The following is a 19,904-nucleotide window of genomic DNA, read 5'->3' as shown; positions in this document are numbered from 1 at the left end:
TGGGATCCGGGGGAAGGTGCACCTATCCTGAGGAGGTGTCGCACAGCGTGTATGTCGCCAGTCCGGAGGGCATGACCGGGAAGTCGAGCGTCGCACTCGGCCTGCTCGAGGCCCTCGCCGCCCGCTCCGATCGCGTCGGGGTGTTCCGACCCGTCTTCAAGGCCGAGAGCGCGGGGCCCGAGGGGGCCCGGGCCCACGGCTCGAGGCCGGCGGGCTCCCGCGAGCACAGGGACTACTCGGTCGATCTGCTGACCTCCCATCCGGCCGTCGACCAGGGCTACGAGGAGGCGCTCGGCGTCGACTCGCGCCGGGCTCTCGCGGATCCGGACGCCGCGCAGGAGGAGATCCTCGCGAAGTACCACGAGCTCGCGCAGCGCTATTCGGCGCTCGTCGTGCTCGGCTCCGACTACGACGACATGGCGAACCCCACCGAGCTCGCCTTCAACGCCGAGGTCGCCGCGAACCTCTCGGCGCCCGTGGTCATCGTGGTCTCGGGACTGGACCGCACGCCCGATCAGGTCGCGGCGCTCGCGCAGGTCAGCGTGCAGGAGTTCGCCTCCCACCACGCGATGCCGATCGCGCTGGTCGCGAACCGCAGCGACCCCGAGCAGCTCGAGGCGACCCGTGAGGCCGTCTCCGCGCGACTGCCCGCGGGCGTGGTCGTCGCCGCCATCCCGGAGAACCCGGTGATCATGGCGCCCACCGTGCAGGCGCTGAAGGATGCCGTCGGCGGCACCCTCGTGCAGGGCAATCCGGAGTGGCTGGGCCGCGTGGCCCTGGGCAACCTGGTCGCCGCGATGAGCCTGCCCAACGTGCTGCGGCGCCTCACGGAGAACTGCACCGTGATCGCCCCCGGCGACCGCTACGACCTGCTGCCGGGGCTGTTCCTCGCCCAGCAGTCGGGCACCTTCCCGGCCCTCAGCTCGATCGTGCTGACCGGCGGCTACGAGATCCCGAGCGAGGTCACCCGCCTCATCGAGGGCGTGCAGCAGGACCTGCCGATCATCGCCACGGAGGACTCGACCTACGAGGCCGCGGTCGCGATCGCCGGCACCCACGGCCGGCTGACCGCCGACAGCCCGCAGAAGCTCGACGCGGCGCGCCGCGCGGTCGCCGAGCACCTGCCCATGGAGGAGCTGCTGGAGACCCTGGACGTCACCCGCAGCGACGTGGTCACCCCGATGATGTTCGAGTTCGAGCTGATCGCGCGCGCACGCGGCGAGAAGAAGACGATCGTGCTGCCCGAGGGCGACGAGCCGCGGATCCTCGCGGCGGCCGCGGCCATCCTGGCCCGCGGCGTGGCGGACCTGGTCCTGCTGGGCGAGGAGACCACGATCCGCTCGCGCGCCGCGCAGCTGGGCCATGACATCTCCGAGGCCACCGTGATCTCCCCGCACGATCCGGAGCTCGTGGAGCGGTTCGCCGCCGAGTACGCGCGACTGCGCGCGAAGAAGGGCGTGACGCTCGAGCAGGCACGGGAGAAGGTCCAGGACGTCTCCTACTTCGGCACCATGATGGTGCAGCTCGGCGAGGCGGACGGCATGGTCTCCGGCGCCGTCCACTCCACGGCCCACACGATCCGCCCGAGCTTCGAGATCATCAAGACGAAGCCGGGCGCGAAGATCGTCTCCTCGGTGTTCCTCATGGCGCTGCAGGATCGGGTGCTCGTCTACGGCGACTGCGCGGTGAACCCCGATCCGAGCGCCGAGCAGCTCGCGGACATCGCCGTGCAGTCCGCGGAGACCGCCCGCCAGTTCGGCGTCGACCCCCGCGTCGCGATGCTCTCCTACTCCACGGGCAGCTCGGGCACCGGCGCCGACGTCGACAAGGTCCGCGAGGCGACCGCCGCGGTCCGCTCCCAGCACCCGGACCTGGACGTGGAGGGGCCCATCCAGTACGACGCGGCCGTGGACGCCTCCGTCGCGAAGACGAAGCTGCCGGACTCGGCCGTCGCCGGCCGGGCGACCGTGTTCGTCTTCCCCGACCTGAACACGGGCAACAACACCTACAAGGCGGTGCAGCGCTCGGCGGGCGCGATCGCCATCGGCCCCGTCCTGCAGGGCCTGAACAAGCCGGTCAACGACCTCTCCCGCGGAGCGCTCGTGGACGACATCATCAACACGGTCGTGATCACCGCGATCCAGGCGCAGGCCGCGGACCAGGCCGGCACGACCCCCACTCAGGAGGACGAATGAGCACCCCCAGCACCCCCGACGCTCCCGGTTCCTCCGATGCCGCCGAGCTCGGCCCGGACGCCCCGCCCGCGGGCGCCTCGACCGTGCTCGTGGTGAACTCGGGCTCCTCGTCCCTGAAGTTCCAGCTGCTCGACCCGCTCGCGGGCGAGGTCTTCGCCTCGGGCATCATCGAGCGCATCGGCCTGGACCAGGGCATGGGCCGCATCACCGCGGGCGAGGCGTACGGCGCGCATCAGGGCGAGGTCCCGGACCACGTGGTGGCCATGCAGATCGTCATGGACCTGTTCGACCAGGTGGGACTGGCGCTCGAGGATGCGCACGTGGTCGCCGTCGGGCACCGCGTCGTCCAGGGCGGGGCGCGCTTCTCCGCGCCCACTCCCATCGACTCCTGGGTGCGCGACCAGATCGCCGACCTCAGCTCGCTCGCGCCGCTGCACAACCCGCCGGCCGTCGACGGCATCGACGCGGCGCGGCGCATGCTCCCGGACATCCCGCACGTGGCCGTGTTCGACACCGCCTTCTTCGCGGACCTGCCCGCGGCCTCCCGCACCTACGCGCTGAACAAGAGCGTCGCTGACGAGTACCGGATCCGCCGCTACGGCGCCCACGGCACGAGCCACCAGTACGTCTCGAAGAAGGTCTCCGAGCTGCTGACCTCCGAGGGGAAGGACGCATCGGGACTGCGCCAGATCGTGCTGCACCTGGGCAACGGCGCCTCCGCCTCCGCGGTCGCCGACGGCGCGCCCGTCGACACCTCGATGGGACTGACCCCGCTCGAGGGCCTGGTCATGGGCACCCGCACGGGCGACATCGACCCGGCCGTCTTCGTGCATCTGCACCGCAGCGCGGGCATGAGCGTCGAGGACATCGACACCCTGCTCAACAAGCGCTCGGGCATGCAGGGCCTGTGCGGCATGAGCGACTTCCGCGACATCACCCAGGCGATCCGCAACGGCGACGAGACCGCGGAGCTCGCCATGCAGGTCTACGTGCACCGTCTGCGCAAGTACCTGGGCTCCTACGCCTTCGCGCTCGGCGGGCTGGACGTCATCGCGTTCACCGCCGGCATCGGCGAGAACGTGCCCGAGGTCCGCGAGCGCGCCCTCGCCGGCCTCGAGGGCTTCGGCATCGTCCTGGACCGCGAGCGCAACGCCGCGCGAGCACCCGGCATCCGCACGATCTCGACGGACGACTCCCCCGTGCGCGTCCTCATCGTCCCCACCGACGAGGAGCTCGAGATCGCCCAGCAGACCCTCGCCGTCGCGCGGGGCTGACCCGTCCCTCCCCTCCCCTCTCCCCTCTCCCCACCACCCGGAAGGTCCCTCCATGTCCGTCCCGCCTCCCGCCTACGGCCCCGCGAGCCCGTTCTCCTCCGAGCCCGCCTACCAGGCGCCCCCGAGGAAGCGCGGGCTGAAGCGCATCATCTTCGGCGCGCTCGGCATCGTCGCGAACCTGATCGGCCTCGTGGTGATGCCCGTCATCGCCCTCGCGATCGTCGCGATCCTGATGGTCTCGAACATCGAGGCGACGTCCCTGGGCTCCTCGAGCGCGAGCATGGAGAGCTCGGGCGGGCTGTCGATGTACTACGTGTTCGTGCCGTCGGAGGATGCCGCGGGCGCGAGCTGCAGCGTCTCCAGCCCGAACGGCACCTCGCTCGAGGAGACGTCGAGCTCCGAGGGCATGGACACCACCGTGGACGGCGCCTCGTACACCACGGTCGGGACGTTCACGTCCCAGAGCGACGAGACCGTCGAGATCACGTGCGAGGGCGCGAGCGACGTGGCCGTGGCAGACGTCGGCCTGACGGGCATCCTCGTGGGGATGGGCGTCGGCTTCGGCCTGCCGATCCTGCTCGGGATCATCGCCCTGATCCTGCTCATCTGGGGCATCGTCGCGCGCGTGCGCTCCTCCCGCCAGGTCACCGCGTACATGCAGAGCCACCAGCAGGTCCAGGGGTACCAGCAGTACTGATCCCCATCGACGCACCCGCCGCGTCGGCCGACGGCATCAGCCCGTCGGCCGACGGGGATCAGCGCGGGTCGAGCCCCGCGAACAGGGCGCCCGCGAGCCGGTAGCCCTCGCGCGCCTCGGCGAGGAACTCCTCCTGCACGGCGGGATCGGTGATCGCATCCAGGCGCGCGCGATAGGCGTCCTTCACGCGCTTGGGCGCATCGATCTCCGAGAAGTCCCACATGGTCAGCTGCTCGCGCGGCACGGCGTAGTGCCGCGCGACGAGCGCCCCGATGGCCTGCCCGCCCGAGAGGTCGCCGAGGTAGCGCAGGTAGTGGTGCGCGAGCAGCGCGGGGACCGAGGCGCTGCGGATCCGCTCCGCGTAGGAGAGGGTCGCGGCGAGCGGCGCGGCGAGGCGGACGCCGTCGACGACGGGGTCGACGGTCCCGAAGCGGGCGGTGAGGTCCGCGCGGATCGCGTCGGCGCGGGCGAGGCGCTCGTCGTGGAAGGACGCGGCGAGCTCGGAGCGCCCGGCGGCCTCGCCGATGGCCTCCTCGAGCGCGATGTACAGCGGCAGGTACTGGCCCAGCAGGCGCCAGTAGTCGAGCTCCCCCAGCTCACCGCCCATGAGCGCAGTGATGAAGCCCTTGCTCTCCGCGTCCGAGTGCTCGGCGCGCGTGGCCTCGCGCAGGCGCTGCGCGAAGGGGGCGATCGGGGTGTCCAGAGCTGTCATCGTGCGACTCCTGGGGTGCGTGCCACGTCGTTCTGACGTCGCGTCAGGACAAGTGGATCATGCGCCGCGGCTGGACGCAAGGGGACCCTTACCCGGTGGACAGGACCCTCACACGACGAAGAGCCCGCACCCCGGGTGCAGCCGGGGCGCGGGCTCTGGGGTCCAGGGCTCAGCGGGTGGTGACGACCTCGATGCGCTGGAACTCCTTGAGCTCCGTGTAGCCGGTGGTCGCCATCGCGTGGCGCAGGGCGCCCACGAGGTTCGTGGTGCCCTCGGCGCTCAGGCCCGGACCGAAGAGGATCTGGTCCAGCGGGGCGACGGTGCTGACCTCCACGCGGTGGCCGCGCGGCAGCGTCGGGTGATGCGCCTCGCTCCCCCAGTGGTAGCCGCGGCCGGGGGCCTCCTCGGCGCGAGCGAGGGCCGCGCCGACCATCAGGCCGTCGGCCCCGCAGGCGATCGCCTTGACGAGGTCGCCGCTGCGTCCCAGGCCGCCATCGGCGATGACGTGCACGTAGCGGCCGCCGGACTCGTCCATGTAGTCGCGTCGCGCGGCGGCCACGTCGGCCACGGCGGTCGCGAGCGGCACCTGGATGCCGAGGGTCTCGCGGGTGGTGTGGGAGGCGCCTCCGCCGAAGCCGACGAGCACGCCCGCGGCGCCCGTGCGCATGAGGTGCAGGGCGGCGGTGTAGGTCGCGCAGCCGCCCACGATCACGGGGACGTCCAGCTCGTAGATGAAGCGCTTGAGGTTCAGCGGCTCGCGCCCCGAGGAGACGTGCTCCGCCGAGACGGTCGTGCCGCGGATGAAGAAGAGGTCCACGCCCGCGTCGACGACGGTGCGCCAGTGCTCCTGCGTGCGCTGCGGCGAGAGGGAGCCCGCGGCCGTGACCCCGGCCTCGCGCAGCTGGCGGATGCGCTCGGTGATCAGCTCGGGCTTGATCGGCTCCTCGTACGCCTCGCGGAGCACGCCGACGACCTCGTCCTCGCTCGCCGAGGTGATGCGGTCCAGCTGGGGAGCCGGGTCCTCGTAGCGGGTCCACAGGCCCTCGAGGTCGAGCACGCCCAGACCGCCGGCGCGGCCCAGGGCGATCGCGACCTCCGGGGAGACCACCGAGTCCATGGGGGCCGAGAAGATCGGGATGTCGAAGTGGTAGGCGTCCACCTGCCAGGCGGTGGAGACGTCCTCGGGGTCCCGTGTGCGCCGGGAGGGCACCACCGCGACGTCGTCGAAGCTGTATCCGCGGCGTCCCCGCTTGTTCCGGCCGATCTCGATCTCGCTCATCACCGTGACAGTCTACCGGGGCTCCTCACAGCGGCCAGCTCAGCGGCACGTCGGGCGTCTTGCCCTTCTTCTGGAGGAACTCATTGAAGTTCTTCGCCCAGTCGAGGTGCCAGGCGATCTGCTGCTGGTGCAGCTCGGCGAGGGTCGTCCCGCCCAGCTGCGGGAAGGCTGCGACCTGGGCGCGAAGCACGTCGAGCGTGCCGGAGACGTCCACATCGGCCGTGTGCAGCCTGCCGTCGGTGACCACGCCGTAGTGCTCCATGAGGGCGCTCAGGGTGCGCTTGCCCTTGCGGAAGCGGTCCACGCCGCGGTCGATGACCAGCGGGTCGAGCATCGGGGCGACGTCGTGCCCGAGGCGCCCGGCCAGGGTGGGCAGCCCCAGACGGCGCAGCTCGTTCTCGAGGATCTGGAGGTCGAAGCCGCCGTTGAAGGCGATGAGCGGGACGTCCTTCGCGAGCGCGTCGGCCAGCATGCTCGCGACCTCCTCGAGCGCTTCCGCGGGCTGCATGCCGTGCTCGCGCGCGTGCTCGGTGGAGATGCCGTGCACCTTCCGGGCGGGCTCGGGGATCTCGACTCCCGGGTCGATCAGCCAGGTCGCGATCGTCTCGTTCTCGCGGCCCGGGCCGGCGGAGTGGACGAGGGCGGCGGTGACGATGCGGTCCTGCGCGACGTCGGTCCCGGTGGTCTCGGTGTCGAAGCCCAGCAGCGGGGCCTGCGTCCAGGAGGTGCTCATGGCATCAACCCTATGCGCGCTCCCCGACGTCCGAGACCGCGCCCTCGGGACTGTGGGCGGCGGGGGTGTGGGGAGGGCCGACGCGAGGCGTAGGCTCGGTCCGCATGAACGCTCCTGCGCCCTACCTGCACTTCCCCGGCACCGCCCGCGAGGCCCTGGAGTTCTACCAGGGGGTGTTCGGCGGCGAGCTCAGCACGCACACGGCCGCCGAGATGGGCCGCGAGGACCTGCCCGGCGACGCCGTCGCCCACGCGCAGCTGCGCGGCCCGGTCGCGCTGTACGCCTCGGACTCCGCGGGCGACGCCCCGCTGCGGCTCGAGGGCCTCATGCTCGCCCTGCTGGGCGCCGCGGACCCCACGACCCTGCGCACGTGGTTCGCCCATCTCGCGGCCGACGGCGAGGTCGTCGAGGATCTGCAGCGGCGCCCGTGGGGAGCGTCCGACGGGCAGGTCCGGGACCGATTCGGCGTGCTCTGGCTGATCGGCTACGAGCACAGCGGCGACACGGACCCCGCCGCCCGGGCGGAGTGAGGGTCGCGGCGCGCTCAGTGCGCCGAGTAGTTCGGCGCCTCCATGATCGCGGCCATGTCGTGGGGGTGGGACTCCTTGAGCCCGGCCGGGGTGATGCGCACGAACTGGCCGTGCTCCTTGAGCTCGTCCACGCTGTTCGCGCCCACGTAGAACATCGACTGGTGCAGACCGCCCGCGAGCTGGTGCAGCACGGTGCCGAGCTTGCCCCGGTAGGAGACACGCCCCTCGATGCCCTCGGGGACGATCTTGTCGTCGCTCTCGACGTCGGCCTGGAAGTAGCGGTCCTTGGAGAAGGACTTCTTGCCGCGCGAGGCCATCGCTCCGAGCGACCCCATGCCCCGGTAGGACTTGAACTGCTTGCCGCCCACCAGCACGATCTCGCCCGGGGACTCTTCGGTGCCGGCCAGCAGCGAACCCAGCATGACGGAGTCCGCGCCCGCCACGAGCGCCTTGGCGATGTCGCCCGAGTACTGCAGGCCGCCGTCGCCGATCAGCGGGACGCCCGCGGGCTTCGTGGCCTTGGAGGCCTCGTGGATCGCGGTGACCTGGGGGACGCCGACGCCCGCGACCACGCGCGTGGTGCAGATGGAGCCGGGGCCGACGCCGACCTTGACCGCGTCGGCCCCCGCATCGACGAGCGCCTGCGCGCCCGGACGGGTGGCGACGTTGCCGCCGATGACCTGGACGCCGGCGAAGGCGGGATCGCTCTTGATGCGACGGATCATCTCGAGGGCGAGGCGCGCATGACCGTTCGCGGTGTCGACGACGAGCACGTCGACGCCCGCGTCGGTGAGGGCGCCCGCCCGATCCAGGGAGTCGCCGAAGAAGCCGACGCCCGCGCCGACCAGCAGGCGGCCCTGGGCGTCCTTCGAGGCGTCGGGGAACTGCTCGGACTTCACGAAGTCCTTGACGGTGATGAGGCCGGTCAGGCGGCCATCGGCGTCGACGAGCGGAAGGCGCTCGCGCTTGTTGCGGCGAAGCCTCGCGGTCGCCTCCTCCTGGGAGACGTCGCTGGGCGCGGTGAACAGCTCGGTGGTCATCACGTCGCGCACCCGGGTGCTCGCCCAGTCGGCGACGGGGATGAAGCGGAGGTCGCGGTTGGTGCAGATGCCCAGGAGCTTCTGCTGCTCGTCGACCACGGGGAGGCCGGAGACGCGGTACTGGCCGCAGATCTCGTCGAACTCCTCGAGGGTCGCGTCGGGGCCGATGGTGACCGGGTTGGAGATGCGGCCGGTCTGGGTGCGCTTGACGAGGTCGACCTGGTGGGCCTGGTCCTCGATGGAGAGGTTGCGGTGGAGGATGCCGATGCCGCCGTGGCGGGCCATCGCGATCGCCATCCGCGACTCGGTGACGGTGTCCATGGCCGCACTCGCGAGCGGCACGCGCAGGGTGATCCCGCGGGTGAGCCGGCTCGAGGTATCCACCTCGGAGGGGATCACATCCGTCTCGCCCGGCAGCAGCAGGACGTCGTCATAGGTCAGGCCGACAAAACCGAAGGGGTCCGCACTCGTCATGCACCGATGCTACTCGGGAGTCGAAGACGAGCGTCAGGGCGCGGGACGTGGCGCTGACCACGGCCCGCGCCCTGACGGACGTGCGAGGATCGATCAGGCCGTGGCGGCGCCGACGGCGAGAGCGGTCTGGGCTTCCTCCCGCTCGCTGAGCATGGCGAACAGATGACGGCGCTTCTGGCGGATCGTGCCGAGCGCGGCCAGCAGGATGCCGCCCAGGAGCCAGGCGCACAGCACCAGCACGGGCGCGGTGAGCGGGGCGTCGTCGAAGTACAGGGCATCGCGCACTCCGGAGATGCCCTGCGCGGAGAAGACCCAGGTGTGCATGCCCCGGTAGAAGCCGCCGATCATGTCCAGCGGCGCGGCGACGCCGGAGCTGGACATGCCCAGCAGCGGGATCAGCACGATGGCGATCGGCATGGCGGCCGGGCCGATGGCGAGCATGAGACCGCTGGTGACCGCGCAGGCGGTGAGGCTCAGCAGGTACAGCATCACCCAGGGCATCACGGCGACCCCGCTGAAGATGCCGAACAGCGCCCAGCCGTAGACGATCATGCCGGTCGCGAACACGGCGGGCATCACCAGCCCGAGCACCAGGCGGACCTTCGAGCTCGCGGGCATCAGGCTGAGGATGATGCCGGTCATGAAGCCGCCCAGGATCGCACCCAGGGACAGGTACAGGGCCGCGGTCCCCGAGGGGTCGTCGTCCTCGAGCGGAACGACGTCCTTCTGGGTGAGCTCCTGGTCCTGCTGCTGGGCGACGTTCTCGAAGTACGTCGTGACCGTCGCGGTGACCTGCCGGCCGTTGGCGCCCGCGACGTACACGGTCGCCTTCTCGGGGTCATAGGCGGCGCGCAGATCGTGCTCGGCGAGCTTCGTCTTCGCATTCTGCACGCTGCTCACCTGCGACACGTCGAAGGAGTCACCGGAGGAGCTCGAGAGCTGGTCCGTGAGCTCGTCGGCCGACTCCCCGCTGCCGATCACCGCGACCTCCATGTGGTGGGGCGCGGTCTTCGTGGTCATCCCGGTCATGATCATGGGCATCACGAACAGCATGAACAGCGGCAGCAGCATGCCGACGGTGACCATCCGGCGGGTGGTCAGCTTCGCGTCGACCTTCGGCTTCGGCGGCTTCGTGGGATCGCTCATCGCGCCGATCGCGGAGGCTGCGGGGGTCGCCGCCATGCGGCGCAGCAGACCACCGCCGGTGGGCGCGGTCGCGGTCGCCGCGGCATCTCCGGCACCCCCGGGCGCCGCGGCTTCTGCGGGGGTCTCGGCAGGCTCCGGGGGCTGCGGGGTCCCGGTAGCCCGTGGGGTCTCGGGGGTGTTCGGCGACTCGGTCATGCCAGACCTTCTTCCTGGGCGCGGTGGCGCGGGGCGAGGGGTGCTCGTTCGTGTTCGATGGCGGCGGCCTCTGCGACGTCGGTGCGGTCCGTGGTCGCGGCGGGGGCGTGAGCCGGTTCGTCGGCCGACGGTGCAGAGGGGGCAGAGGGGGCAGAGGACTCGTCATAGGCGGTGAACATGCCGCCGTCGGGGTGGGCGCGCAGATGCTCGCGCTCCTCGGTGACCACGCTCGTGGAGGGGTCGCTGTGCGGCGAGCGCAGCGTGCCCAGCCAGATCATTCCCAGCCCGAGCAGGAACCAGGTGACCAGCAGCAGGACCCAGGATCCGATGCCATGGGAGTCGAAGTAGAGGACACGACGGAAGAGCTCGCCGCCCGCCCCGGAGGGCAGCAGGCGGTGCAGGACGCGGAAGAACCCTGGGAGCATGTCCGCGGTGGCGGCGACGCCGGAGGCCGGGACGCCGAGGATCACGAACAGGGTGATGCCGACCAGCGTCGAGGCCTGCCCCAGCAGTCCGGCCACGCCCAGCTGGACGACGGTCGCCGTGAGGAAGAGCGCGGAGCTGATCAGTGCGGCTCCCACCAGGTGCTGGTCGTAGACGCCGTAGAAGCCGAAGCAGACCCCGGCGGTGAGCACGCCCGCGATCACGGCCATCAGGGCCTGGACGGCGAGCTTGGTGCGCAGCCTGGCCCCCTTGGCGAGGCTCGTGAGCATGGTCGCGGTGACGTATCCGGCCACGAGGCTCGCGGTGAGCATGTACATGAACCCGGTGCCCGTGGAGTCGGCGTCCACGGGCTTCTTCAGGTCGTGGACCGCGAGGGTCTGGTCGGTCTGGTCGGCGACCTTCTGGAAGATGCTCTGGGCTGCGGAGGTCGCCTGCGCTCCTCCGGCCGAGGCCGTGAACAGGTCGCCGGTCTCCGGGTCGTACGCGGCGCGGACATCGAGATGGGTCACGTCGCTCTTCGCGGACTTCACATCCGGGACCGTGGTGACGTCGACGGCGTCGCCGCCCTCGGCCTGGAGCTGCTGGGCGATCTGCGGCGCCTCCTCCGTGCTCTCGACGACCGCGAGCTGCATGTGGTCGGGAGCGGGCTGGAGCATGGCCGAGAGATAGGAGCCGGGGTAGGCGAAGGCCATGAAGACGGGGAACAGCATCGCCATGAGGATCATGGGAAGCGGGGCGCGACGTGCGGAGCCCGCGAGTGATGGCATGGACATAGGGACGATTGTTTACAACCGTAATCCTACTTGACAACCGTTAGTGAACGTCGTCACGCGCTGGTAGCCTGGGACGATGGACAGCAGCGAGCAGCCCGTGACGACAGGCCGCGATCGCGGGGACCGACACGCCACAGGTCTCGCCGCCGCGGGACACGGCGTCGAGGACGCACGCGTGCTGCGCTCGCGCACCGCCGTGAAGGACGCGTTCGAGGAGCTCGCGCGCACGCAGGATCTGGCGACCATCTCCATCTCGCAGCTGTGCAAGGCGGCCGGCATCTCGCGACCCACCTTCTACCAGCACTTCGCGGACATCGACGACGTCTACGCCTCCGTGGTGCGCGACCGCCTCGAGGCCGGTGAGCAGCGATTCGCGCGGGAGGCGCCGGACAAGGACCCGCTCAAGGACCTCCTCGAACGCCTCCGGCAGGGGGAGATCGAGGCCTCGCCGGCGCTCGACGCGCGCGGGGCCCTCCCCCGTGCTCGCTCGGTCGTCTTCGACTGGTTGTGCGAGCGCGTGGCCCGGAGCGTCCTCGGCACGGAGCCCGGCGGCCTCGCTCCCGCCGAGCGCCGCCGGATCGAGTTTGCGGTCGGCGGGCTGATGGCCGTTCTCGGGTCGCGGTATCTGCGCGCCGACGGGGGGATGGAGTCTCCCGAGGAGGCCGCCGTCGTGCGCGAGGCGATGAGGGCGGTGCTGGATCCGCTGCGGAGTTGAGCGCGCAGCCTCTCGCGCGCTCCCGGATCGCACCCGGCCCCGGGCCGACGACGACTCCGCCCCTGCGCGGTCAGCGGCGGCGCAGCTCCTCGCGCGTGACGTCGCCGGGCCGCGCGGGCTCCTTGCCGCCGAGGACCCGCCGGCGGCGATCGAACTCGGCGAGGAACGCCGCCGGATCCGCCTCGTAGACCTGCTCCCAGGGCATGCCGATCCGGGCCGCCGATTCCCGGTCGCGCTCGATGCGGTGGGCTCGGCGGTGTGCGGCGACGAGCACCGCACGCGGCGGCTGCACGGGCAGGCCGGCCCTCTCCTGCAGCGCGCGGAAGCCGTCGAAGGAGGCCGCGTCCCAGCCGGACTCGGGCACCACCCACTCCTCGCCGTCCGCGAAGGCGATCACGCCGATCCCGCCGCGCACGGCGTCGGCCTCGACCCGCATCACGTCCGCACTCGCCCGCACCCCTGCCGTGCGCAGCCCGCGGACCCGGCGCAGCGTCCCGCTCGCAGGATCGAGGAGGACGGTGCGGTGCACGACGAGCAGCGGCACGAGCGCCCACAGGGCGACGAGCGCCCACACCGCGAGCACCCCCACGAGGTACTGCACGATGCCGGGCGCGAGCAGCCGCACCAGCAGGTCATCCTCCCCCGCCCGCAGACGCGCGAACCTCCACGCCTGGATGCCGGCGGCGGGGAACGCACCCAGCAGCAGTGCGAGCAGCGGCAGCCCGACGAGGGCTCCGGGCACGTACCGGGAGCCCAAGGTCGGGCCGACGACGAGCAGGCCGCGGCGCCTGCGACGTGGACGGGGGGTGGCGACGGGGCCGGGGGCCGTGCTCACGGCAGGTCCTGGTCGCTGCGGAACGCGCGGGCCCGACCGGTGACGGGATCGGTGAAGGCGAGCTCCTGGGAGAGCAGGGCGAGGGGCGCGGTCGCGGGGACGGCGTGCGGGTAGAGGTCGTCGCCCGCGATCGGGGCGCCGCGATGGGCGAGCTGTGCGCGCAGCTGGTGTGTGCGGCCGGTGCGCGGGTGCAGGCGCAGCACGAGGCTCCCGCCGCGCGCCCCGGCGCCGCCCACCGCGGGGCCCACCTCGGTGTCCACCACCTGGAGCACCTCCCCCTCGGTGAGAGCGTTCGGCTCTCCGGGGACGACGCAGGTCTGGAGCTGTCCGTGGGTCTTCTCGAGCCGGTCGCGCATCGTGAAGCGCTCCCCCGCACCCCGCGGGATCTGCGCGGCCCCGCTCGCCTCGACCCGCGCGAGGTACGTCTTGTCCACCGCGCCGCGGGCGAAGAGCCCCTGGTATGCGGCGCGCTCGGCCGGGACGATGCCGAAGGCGAGCACGCCCGCGGTGCGCCGGTCCAGGCGGTGCAGCGGGGCGAGGGTCTCGATGCCCGTCGCGCGGCGCAGACGGACCAGGGCGCTCGCGAGCACATGGGCCCCGCGCGGCATGGTCGCCATGTCGTGCGGCTTGTCGACGACCAGCAGATGGTCGTCGTGCAGCATGATCCGCGGGTCCGGGCCGTCGATCTCCTCGTCCCGCAGTTCGCGGTGGAACCAGAGCTCGTCGCCGGGCACGACGGGATCGGACGCCGACCACGCACGGCCGTCGGCCCCCACCACGTCGCCCGCGTCGAAGCGGGAGGCGAGCGCCGTGGCCGCAGGATCGAGCAGCGCGGGGAAGCGGGCAGCCAGGGCGTCGAGGGCGTACGGCGCATCGGCCCCGTCCGTCGGCCCGACCTTCCAGCGCACGGGATCCAGCCCGTCCCGCTGGGGCAGGGGCGGCGCTGCGCGACGCGCCCGGCGCCGGGCGGCGCGGCCCATCACAGCCCCCAGATCGCGAAGGTCACCGCGTTGTGGGCGATGTAGAAGAGCACGAGCATCGCCAGCAGCAGGTTGGGGTGGGCCTCGGCGAGGGAGATCCAGTCGCGGTGGGTGCGGCGCAGCTCCTCGACGCCGATGGACGCGATCTGCTCGATGGGGACCCCGGCGCCGCGGGCGCGGCGCAGCGTCTCGAGCTGGGCGCGGGGGCCGAACACGCGGCCGGAGACGACGGCGAGGCGCGTGCCGTCGGGCCGCAGCAGCTCGAGGGCGTCGAACATGGATCCGGAGTCGAGCAGCTCGGCGGCACGGCCGGGGCGCCTGATGTCGCGGATCGCGACCACGCTGCCCACCTCGTCCCAGTCCGCGGTGCGGGTGCGGCGGCACAGGCCGCGCAGGCGGAAGCCGTGCTCGTCGACCTGCAGCCAGATGGTGAGTGTGCGCAGGGCCCACGCGATGGTCACCACCAGCACGATGACCCAGATCAGCAGCGGGAGGGTGAAGACGGCGTCGTGGCCGAGGCGCGCGTCGTGCCACAGGTGCTGGCCCAGGAAGCTCGTGAGCACGAGGAACTCGAGCACGCCCGCGCAGAGCGCGGCGGTGATGAGAGTGCCGACGACGCCGCTCGCGGCGGGCCCGTAGACGCGCTCGGGCATCGCCTCGGGGGCGTCCGAGCTGATGGGGTCCACGGCGCTCCCTTCGTCCCTGCTCTGTGCCTGCGGCGTGCATGATGCGTGGGTGGCGGCGGCATGCTGGGGTGCTCTGCCGACGCGCCGACGGGTTCTGATTCTAGGGTCCCGCTCCCCCGTCCCTGGGAGCACTCCGCATCGCGTCGCGCGCCTCGGGTGGAACGCTCCTCCCGGGCCGGTGGTCGCCCGCCCCGGACAGCGCGGCGCCCCGCCGGAGGGACTCCGACGGGGCGCCGCGCTCGAGGGGCGGGAAGGGACTCAGTCGTCCTCGTCCTCGTCCTTCTTCTCGACCACGAGGGTCTCGGTGGTCAGCACCAGCGCGGCGATGGAGGCCGCGTTGCGCAGGGCGCTGCGGGTCACCTTCACCGGATCGATGATGCCGGCCTGCACGAGGTCCACGTACTCGCCGGTCGCGGCGTCGAGGCCGTGGCCGACCTCGGCGTCCTTGACCTTCTCGACGACGACGTAGCCCTCGAGGCCCGCGTTCTCGGCGATCCAGCGCAGCGGCTCGACGAGCGCCTTGGCGACGGCGCGCGCACCGACGGCCTCGTCGCCCGCCAGGCCCAGCTGCTCGGAGAGAGCGGAGGACGCCTGCACGAGCGCGCTGCCGCCGCCCGCCACGATGCCCTCCTCGATGGCCGCACGAGTCGCGGAGACCGCGTCCTCGATGCGCATCTTCTTCTCCTTGAGCTCGACCTCCGTGTGAGCGCCCACCTTGATGACGGACACGCCGCCGGCGAGCTTGGCGAGCCGCTCCTGGAGCTTCTCGCGGTCCCAGTCGGAGTCGGTGGCCTCGATCTCGGAGCGGATCTGCGCGACCCGGTCCGCGACCGCCTGGTCGTCACCGGCACCGCCCACGATGGTGGTGGTGTCCTTGGTGACGACGACGCGGCCGGCGTGGCCCAGCACCTCGGTGCCCACGGACTTGAGGTCCAGGCCGAGATCGGGGGTGACGACCTGGGCGCCGGTGAGCACCGCGATGTCCTGGAGCATGGCCTTGCGGCGGTCGCCGAAGGCCGGGGCCTTCACGGCCGCGCCCTTGAAGGCGCCGCGCAGCTTGTTCACGACGAGCGTGGACAGGGCCTCGCCGTCGACGTCCTCCGAGATGATGAACAGCGGCTTGCCGGACTCGACGACCTTCTCGAGCAGCGGGAGGATATCGGCCACGGCCGAGATCTTCCCCTGGTTGAGCAGGACGTAGGCGTCCTCGAGGACGACCTCCTGGCGATCGGCGTCGGTCACGAAGTGCGGGGAGATGTACCCCTTGTCGAACTGCATGCCCTCGGTGAAGTCCAGCTCCATCGCCGTGGTGGAGGACTCCTCCACGGTGATGACGCCGTCCTTGCCGACCTTGTCGAAGGCCTCGGCGAGCAGCTCGCCGATCTCGCGGTCCTGGCTCGAGATGGCGGCGACGTCGGCGATCTGGTCCTTGCCCTCGATCTCGATGGCGACCTCGCCGAGCTTGGCGGAGACGGCCTCGACCGCGGACTCCATGCCGCGCTTGAGCGCGGAGGGGGCGGCGCCGGAGGCGACGTTGCGCAGGCCCTCGTGCACGAGCGCCTGGGCGAGCACCGTCGCGGTGGTGGTGCCGTCACCGGCGACGTCGTTCGTCTTGGTGGACACCTCCTTCGCGAGCTGCGCGCCGAGGTTCTCGTAGGGATCCTCGAGCTCGACCTCACGGGCGATGGTCACACCATCGTTGGTGATGGTGGGCGCGCCCCACTTCTTGTCCAGGACGACGTTGCGGCCCTTGGGGCCGAGCGTCACCTTGACGGTGTCGGCGAGCTTGTCGACCCCGCGCTCGAGGGCGCGGCGTGCTTCCTCGTCGTAGATGATCTCCTTGGCCATGGATCAGGCCTCGACGATCGCGAGGATGTCGCGGGAGCCCAGGATCAGGTACTCCTCGCCGGAGTACTTCAGCTCGGTGCCGCCGTACTTCGAGTAGACGACCTTGTCGCCGACCTTGACGTCCAGCGGGATGCGCTGGCCCTTGTCGTCGAAACGGCCCTCGCCGACGGCGACGACGGTGCCCTCCTGGGGCTTCTCCTGGGCGGTGTCCGGGATGACGAGACCGGACGCGGTGGTCTGCTCCGCCTCGGTGGGCTGGACGACGACGCGATCCTCGAGGGGCTTGATGGAGACCGACATGCGGCTCACTCCTTCGTGTTCTAAGACTCGACCTGAGTTCTGGACGGGCTCCCGGTCCTGGTCGTCGTCGCGGTGCCGACCCGGGGGAGCCCGGTCGCGGCGGCCATCTGGCACTCTCGGCCGATGACTGCCAACGACGCCACTCTAGAACCCGCTCTGGCACTCGCGCAACACGAGTGCTAACCCTCGGGACGACTGTTCGCCCTGGGCCGAGAGCGAGGTGGGCCGGGGCGGCGGGACGGCACGGAGCGGGCTCAGCGCCCGGCGGCGCCGAGGATCTGCGCGACGACGTCGGGTCCGAACTCGTAGACGGGCCGCTCGGGGTCCTCGAGGGTGTCGCCGCCGCTGGCCCACTCGGCGCTCGTGGCACGGACCCCGGGGGCGCCGGGGGCGTCGATCTCCACGAGCTGCGCGCCCGAGCGCGCCCCGGCACGTTCGACGCCGCCGGAGGCGAGAGGGTCGACGACGTTGGTGATGCCGGGGCCGACGAGCACGGGGATGCCGGCGATGCTCCCCGTCATCGGGTGGTGGTAGTGGCCGGAGAGGATCGCGCGCACGTCGCTACCCGCGAGGATGTCGGCGAGCGCGTCGAGGCCGTCGAGGTCCAGGCCCCGCAGCAGGGGCGTCGCGCCGACGAGCGGCGGGTGGTGGATCGCCAAGACCGTCGGCCCGTCCACCTCTCCCCCAGCGGAGACTCCCCCGGCGGGCGCACCGCCGGCGGCCGGCGCGGCGAGGACCTCCCGCAGCCACTCCAGCTGCTCGGGGTCGAGGCGCCCGTAGCCGGCGCCCGGGACGCTCGAGTCCAGGACGATCACGCGCCCGCCCCGGGGCAGCGCGTGGACCCGGTCCTGCCAGGGACCCCCGTGGTCTCCGGGGCCCGCGACCTCGGCGTAGGCGGCGGGGAGGTCGTGGTTTCCCATCGTCACCACGAGCGGCGCACCGAGTGATGCGGCGAAGGGGTCGAGGAGCTCGTGCAGCAGGCGGTAGCTCGCGACGGTGCCGTCGTCCGAGGCGTCGCCCGTGTGGACCACGACGTCCACACCCTCCATCCCGCGCACGCGCGCGAGGACCGCGCGCAGGGCGGCGGCGGTGTCGATGCGGTCGTAGTGGCGGGAGGCGGGGTCCCCGTAGAGGTGGGTGTCCGTCAGCTGCAGGATGCGCATGGCGCCAGCCTACGAGGGGAGGTCGACGATGAGCGCGTGGGAGTCAGTCGCAGAGGCCCGAAGCAGCGGCGATCAGCGCGCGCATGCGCTCCCCTGCCCTGCCTGAAGTCTCCTCGCCCGCCCGCACCGCGCACGACGCAGGGCCGCCCCGCACGGACGCGGGACGGCCCTGGGCGCGGAGCGCGATCAGCCCTTGAGCTTGTCGGAATCCTTCACGTAGCCGACGAGGGTCCAGTCGATGTCGGCGAAGCCCTTGGCGCCGAAGTTCGCCAGGTCGTCGTTCTGAACGTAGAAGTCGTAGGACTGCCACAGCGGGAGCGTGCCGGCCAGCTCCCACAGTCCGGCATCGGCCTGGTTGATCAGGTCGAGTCGCTTGGCGTGGTCGGTTTCGACGGCGGCCTGATCGATGACCTTGTCGGTCGCGTCGTTGCCGATCTTGCCGAAGTTCTGTCCGCCCTTGGTCTTCCAGATCGAGTCTCCGCTGGAGAGGAACGGGTTGCCGATCCAGCCGAACAGCGTGATGTCGAATTCCTGGGCGCCGATGTACTTGGAGAAGAGGTCTGTCGGCGGGACCTTCTGCACCTTCATGTTGATGCCCACCGCCTTGAGCTGCTCCTGGACCACGGGCACGACGGCCTCGTTGGTCTTCGAGCCGTCGTTGTAGACGTAGGTCAGCTCGAGCTGCTTGCCGTCCTTCATGGCCTTCTCGCCCTCGAGCTTGTAGCCCGCCTCTTCGAGCAGCTTCTTGGCCGCGTCGGGATCGTACTTGCCGTAATCCCCCGAGTTGTCCTTGTACCCCTCCTGGTTGGTCATGAGGAGGTGGTTGTTGAGCTGCTCGGGGTTCTTCGGGTACGGCATCGTCGAGTTCACCGAGAGGAAGACCTCTTCGCGATCGATGGCCCGGAAGAAGGCCTGGCGCACCTTCTGGTCCGACAGCGGCCGCCCCTTCGATCCGTTCAGGGTCAGGTGGGTCCAGTCCGGCCCGGCAGACTTTCGCAAGGTCGCGCCGTTGCCAATCATCGGCTTCACGACGGAGTACTGGGCAGGGACCGTGGTGTTGAGCGCGTCCAGCTGACCATTCTGGAAGGAGGTCGCCGAGGCGGAAGGGTCTTCGATGGTCGTGAAGAGGACCTGGTCGAGAAGCGGCTTGTCCCCCCACCAGTTGTCATCGGGCTCCAGGAGGACCGTCTTGTTCGCCGCATCGATCTTGCCCACCTTGAAGGGGCCGGCGGTGACCTTCGGCTCCTTGAGCCATCCCTCGTTGTACGCCTTCGCGGACTCCGCGAGGGAATCCGGCATGACGGAGATCAGACCCATCCAGTCCGCGTACTTCTCCTTGAAGGAGATCTTGGCGATCAGCTCGCTGTCGCCCTGCTCGACCTTGTCGACGAGCGTGTACCCCTCGGTCGACGCGACCTGGTACTCCTCATCCTTACCGCTCTGGATCGTGAACACGTTCTCGATCGACTTGAAGTCGATCGGGGTGCCGTCCGACCACTTCATGTCGGGGTTCAGCTCCACCTCGACGACCTGCGGGTCCTCAGAAGTGAGCTCGATGCGCTTGGTGTACTGCGGATTCGCGGCGACCTCGCCCTTGGCGTCGGCCTTGATGAGGGAGGGGTACACGAGCGCCATCATCTCCGAGGTGTTCGCCTCCGCTCCGTCGACGTGGAAGGAATTCCAGTTCGCAGGGAACGCGTTGTTGGACAGACGCAGAGCGCCGCCCTCGCCCAGCTCGCTGCGATCCTTCGGGTTCATGTCATTGGAGTCAGCAGCAATGGCCTCACCATCGCCGCTCCCACCGGACCCGCCGCCCTGGCCGTTGTCCTGGCTGCAGCCCACGAGGGCCACACCCGTCACCGACAGCGCTGTCGCGCCGAGCATG

Annotated in this window: 18 protein-coding genes; 5 read left to right on the top strand and 13 right to left on the bottom strand. The window is 71.2% G+C overall.

The features are described 5' to 3' along the window. The first annotated feature begins 35 nt into the window (after positions 1-35). From pta to FHG10_RS02190, 3 genes are read left to right on the top strand one after another with little or no spacing between them, the layout of a single operon-like run. Positions 36-2,195 (top strand): phosphate acetyltransferase, encoded by a 2,160-nt coding sequence (pta, locus tag FHG10_RS02200; protein WP_152351688.1) that lies wholly within the window; start codon positions 36-38, stop codon positions 2,193-2,195. Beyond that, a complete protein-coding gene (locus tag FHG10_RS02195) occupies positions 2,192-3,469 on the top strand; it encodes an acetate kinase (protein ID WP_152351687.1) in 1,278 nt (425 codons plus the stop codon). The genes pta and FHG10_RS02195 overlap by 4 nt, the downstream gene beginning before the upstream one ends. A gap of 52 nt (positions 3,470-3,521) precedes the next feature. Beyond that, on the top strand, positions 3,522-4,166 hold the full coding sequence (locus FHG10_RS02190; RefSeq protein WP_152351686.1) for a hypothetical protein: 645 nt from the start codon (positions 3,522-3,524) through the stop codon (positions 4,164-4,166). 58 nt (positions 4,167-4,224) lie between these two features. On the opposite strand, the gene FHG10_RS02185 is transcribed toward FHG10_RS02190, so the two are convergent. The 3 genes from FHG10_RS02185 to FHG10_RS02175 all read right to left on the bottom strand — a co-directional run bounded on the left by FHG10_RS02185 (position 4,225) and on the right by FHG10_RS02175 (position 6,890). Next, positions 4,225-4,878, bottom strand: a complete 654-nt coding sequence (locus FHG10_RS02185; RefSeq protein WP_152351685.1) for a biliverdin-producing heme oxygenase — start codon at positions 4,876-4,878, stop codon at positions 4,225-4,227. Between the two features lie 169 nt (positions 4,879-5,047). Then, on the bottom strand, positions 5,048-6,157 hold the full coding sequence (locus tag FHG10_RS02180) for a GuaB3 family IMP dehydrogenase-related protein (RefSeq protein ID WP_152351684.1): 1,110 nt from the start codon (positions 6,155-6,157) through the stop codon (positions 5,048-5,050). A 25-nt stretch (positions 6,158-6,182) separates the two neighbouring features. Then, positions 6,183-6,890, bottom strand: a complete 708-nt coding sequence (locus tag FHG10_RS02175) for an exonuclease domain-containing protein (protein ID WP_152351683.1) — start codon at positions 6,888-6,890, stop codon at positions 6,183-6,185. A gap of 104 nt (positions 6,891-6,994) precedes the next feature. Here FHG10_RS02175 and FHG10_RS02170 point away from each other — a divergent pair, with 104 nt between their 5' ends. Further along, entirely contained in the window at positions 6,995-7,420 is a 426-nt protein-coding gene (locus FHG10_RS02170; RefSeq protein ID WP_152351682.1) for a VOC family protein, read from the top strand. A 14-nt stretch (positions 7,421-7,434) separates the two neighbouring features. On the opposite strand, the gene guaB is transcribed toward FHG10_RS02170, so the two are convergent. The 3 genes from guaB to FHG10_RS02155 form a co-directional block, all read right to left on the bottom strand. Next, on the bottom strand, positions 7,435-8,934 hold the full coding sequence (gene guaB / locus FHG10_RS02165; protein WP_152351681.1) for an IMP dehydrogenase: 1,500 nt from the start codon (positions 8,932-8,934) through the stop codon (positions 7,435-7,437). A gap of 93 nt (positions 8,935-9,027) precedes the next feature. Beyond that, complete coding sequence (locus FHG10_RS02160; RefSeq protein WP_152351680.1) at positions 9,028-10,275, bottom strand: hypothetical protein; 1,248 nt, start codon at positions 10,273-10,275, stop codon at positions 9,028-9,030. Next, positions 10,272-11,492 (bottom strand): ABC transporter permease, encoded by a 1,221-nt coding sequence (locus FHG10_RS02155; RefSeq protein WP_152351679.1) that lies wholly within the window; start codon positions 11,490-11,492, stop codon positions 10,272-10,274. The genes FHG10_RS02160 and FHG10_RS02155 overlap by 4 nt, the downstream gene beginning before the upstream one ends. A 76-nt stretch (positions 11,493-11,568) precedes the next feature. Here FHG10_RS02155 and FHG10_RS02150 point away from each other — a divergent pair, with 76 nt between their 5' ends. Then, on the top strand, positions 11,569-12,207 hold the full coding sequence (locus FHG10_RS02150; protein WP_152351678.1) for a TetR/AcrR family transcriptional regulator: 639 nt from the start codon (positions 11,569-11,571) through the stop codon (positions 12,205-12,207). Positions 12,208-12,277: 70 nt separating this feature from the next. Here the strand turns inward: FHG10_RS02150 and FHG10_RS02145 are convergent, their stop codons facing one another. The 7 genes from FHG10_RS02145 to FHG10_RS02115 all read right to left on the bottom strand — a co-directional run bounded on the left by FHG10_RS02145 (position 12,278) and on the right by FHG10_RS02115 (position 19,903). Then, complete coding sequence (locus FHG10_RS02145) at positions 12,278-13,042, bottom strand: hypothetical protein (protein WP_152351677.1); 765 nt, start codon at positions 13,040-13,042, stop codon at positions 12,278-12,280. Beyond that, entirely contained in the window at positions 13,039-13,950 is a 912-nt protein-coding gene (locus FHG10_RS02140) for a pseudouridine synthase (protein WP_227487981.1), read from the bottom strand. The genes FHG10_RS02145 and FHG10_RS02140 overlap by 4 nt, the downstream gene beginning before the upstream one ends. Positions 13,951-14,021: 71 nt before the next feature. Next, positions 14,022-14,708, bottom strand: coding sequence for a hypothetical protein (locus FHG10_RS02135; RefSeq protein ID WP_227487980.1), 687 nt, complete (start codon positions 14,706-14,708; stop codon positions 14,022-14,024). Between the two features lie 258 nt (positions 14,709-14,966). Beyond that, complete coding sequence (groL, locus tag FHG10_RS02130) at positions 14,967-16,556, bottom strand: chaperonin GroEL (protein ID WP_152351675.1); 1,590 nt, start codon at positions 16,554-16,556, stop codon at positions 14,967-14,969. A 3-nt stretch (positions 16,557-16,559) separates the two neighbouring features. Next, the gene (gene groES / locus FHG10_RS02125) at positions 16,560-16,856 is read right to left on the bottom strand and encodes a co-chaperone GroES (protein WP_152351674.1); all 297 of its coding nucleotides are present in this window, start codon (positions 16,854-16,856) and stop codon (positions 16,560-16,562) included. A 254-nt stretch (positions 16,857-17,110) separates the two neighbouring features. Then, the gene (locus tag FHG10_RS02120) at positions 17,111-18,019 is read right to left on the bottom strand and encodes a metallophosphoesterase family protein (RefSeq protein WP_152351673.1); all 909 of its coding nucleotides are present in this window, start codon (positions 18,017-18,019) and stop codon (positions 17,111-17,113) included. Positions 18,020-18,205: 186 nt separating this feature from the next. Beyond that, entirely contained in the window at positions 18,206-19,903 is a 1,698-nt protein-coding gene (locus tag FHG10_RS02115; RefSeq protein ID WP_227487979.1) for an ABC transporter family substrate-binding protein, read from the bottom strand. Position 19,904: the final 1 nt, after the last annotated feature.

Source organism: Brachybacterium subflavum (assembly GCF_009299795.1).
In the GTDB taxonomy this organism is placed as follows: Bacteria; Actinomycetota; Actinomycetes; order Actinomycetales; family Dermabacteraceae; genus Brachybacterium; species Brachybacterium subflavum.
Note: the sequence above shows the minus strand (reverse complement) of the source record. Positions and strands in the feature narration are given on the sequence as shown.

What these genes read in the sequence shown, in the direction of transcription:
- FHG10_RS02120 (WP_152351673.1), bottom strand. Translation starts at nt 18,019, where the DNA reads ATGCGCATCCTGCAGCTGACGGACACCCACCTCTACGGGGACCCCGCC.
- FHG10_RS02190 (WP_152351686.1), top strand. Translation starts at nt 3,522, where the DNA reads ATGTCCGTCCCGCCTCCCGCCTACGGCCCCGCGAGCCCGTTCTCCTCC.
- groES (WP_152351674.1), bottom strand. Translation starts at nt 16,856, where the DNA reads ATGTCGGTCTCCATCAAGCCCCTCGAGGATCGCGTCGTCGTCCAGCCC.
- FHG10_RS02150 (WP_152351678.1), top strand. Translation starts at nt 11,569, where the DNA reads ATGGACAGCAGCGAGCAGCCCGTGACGACAGGCCGCGATCGCGGGGAC.
- FHG10_RS02180 (WP_152351684.1), bottom strand. Translation starts at nt 6,157, where the DNA reads ATGAGCGAGATCGAGATCGGCCGGAACAAGCGGGGACGCCGCGGATAC.
- FHG10_RS02160 (WP_152351680.1), bottom strand. Translation starts at nt 10,275, where the DNA reads ATGACCGAGTCGCCGAACACCCCCGAGACCCCACGGGCTACCGGGACC.
- FHG10_RS02175 (WP_152351683.1), bottom strand. Translation starts at nt 6,890, where the DNA reads ATGAGCACCTCCTGGACGCAGGCCCCGCTGCTGGGCTTCGACACCGAG.
- groL (WP_152351675.1), bottom strand. Translation starts at nt 16,556, where the DNA reads ATGGCCAAGGAGATCATCTACGACGAGGAAGCACGCCGCGCCCTCGAG.
- FHG10_RS02155 (WP_152351679.1), bottom strand. Translation starts at nt 11,492, where the DNA reads ATGTCCATGCCATCACTCGCGGGCTCCGCACGTCGCGCCCCGCTTCCC.
- guaB (WP_152351681.1), bottom strand. Translation starts at nt 8,934, where the DNA reads ATGACGAGTGCGGACCCCTTCGGTTTTGTCGGCCTGACCTATGACGAC.
- FHG10_RS02195 (WP_152351687.1), top strand. Translation starts at nt 2,192, where the DNA reads ATGAGCACCCCCAGCACCCCCGACGCTCCCGGTTCCTCCGATGCCGCC.
- FHG10_RS02185 (WP_152351685.1), bottom strand. Translation starts at nt 4,878, where the DNA reads ATGACAGCTCTGGACACCCCGATCGCCCCCTTCGCGCAGCGCCTGCGC.
- FHG10_RS02170 (WP_152351682.1), top strand. Translation starts at nt 6,995, where the DNA reads ATGAACGCTCCTGCGCCCTACCTGCACTTCCCCGGCACCGCCCGCGAG.
- FHG10_RS02115 (WP_227487979.1), bottom strand. Translation starts at nt 19,903, where the DNA reads ATGCTCGGCGCGACAGCGCTGTCGGTGACGGGTGTGGCCCTCGTGGGC.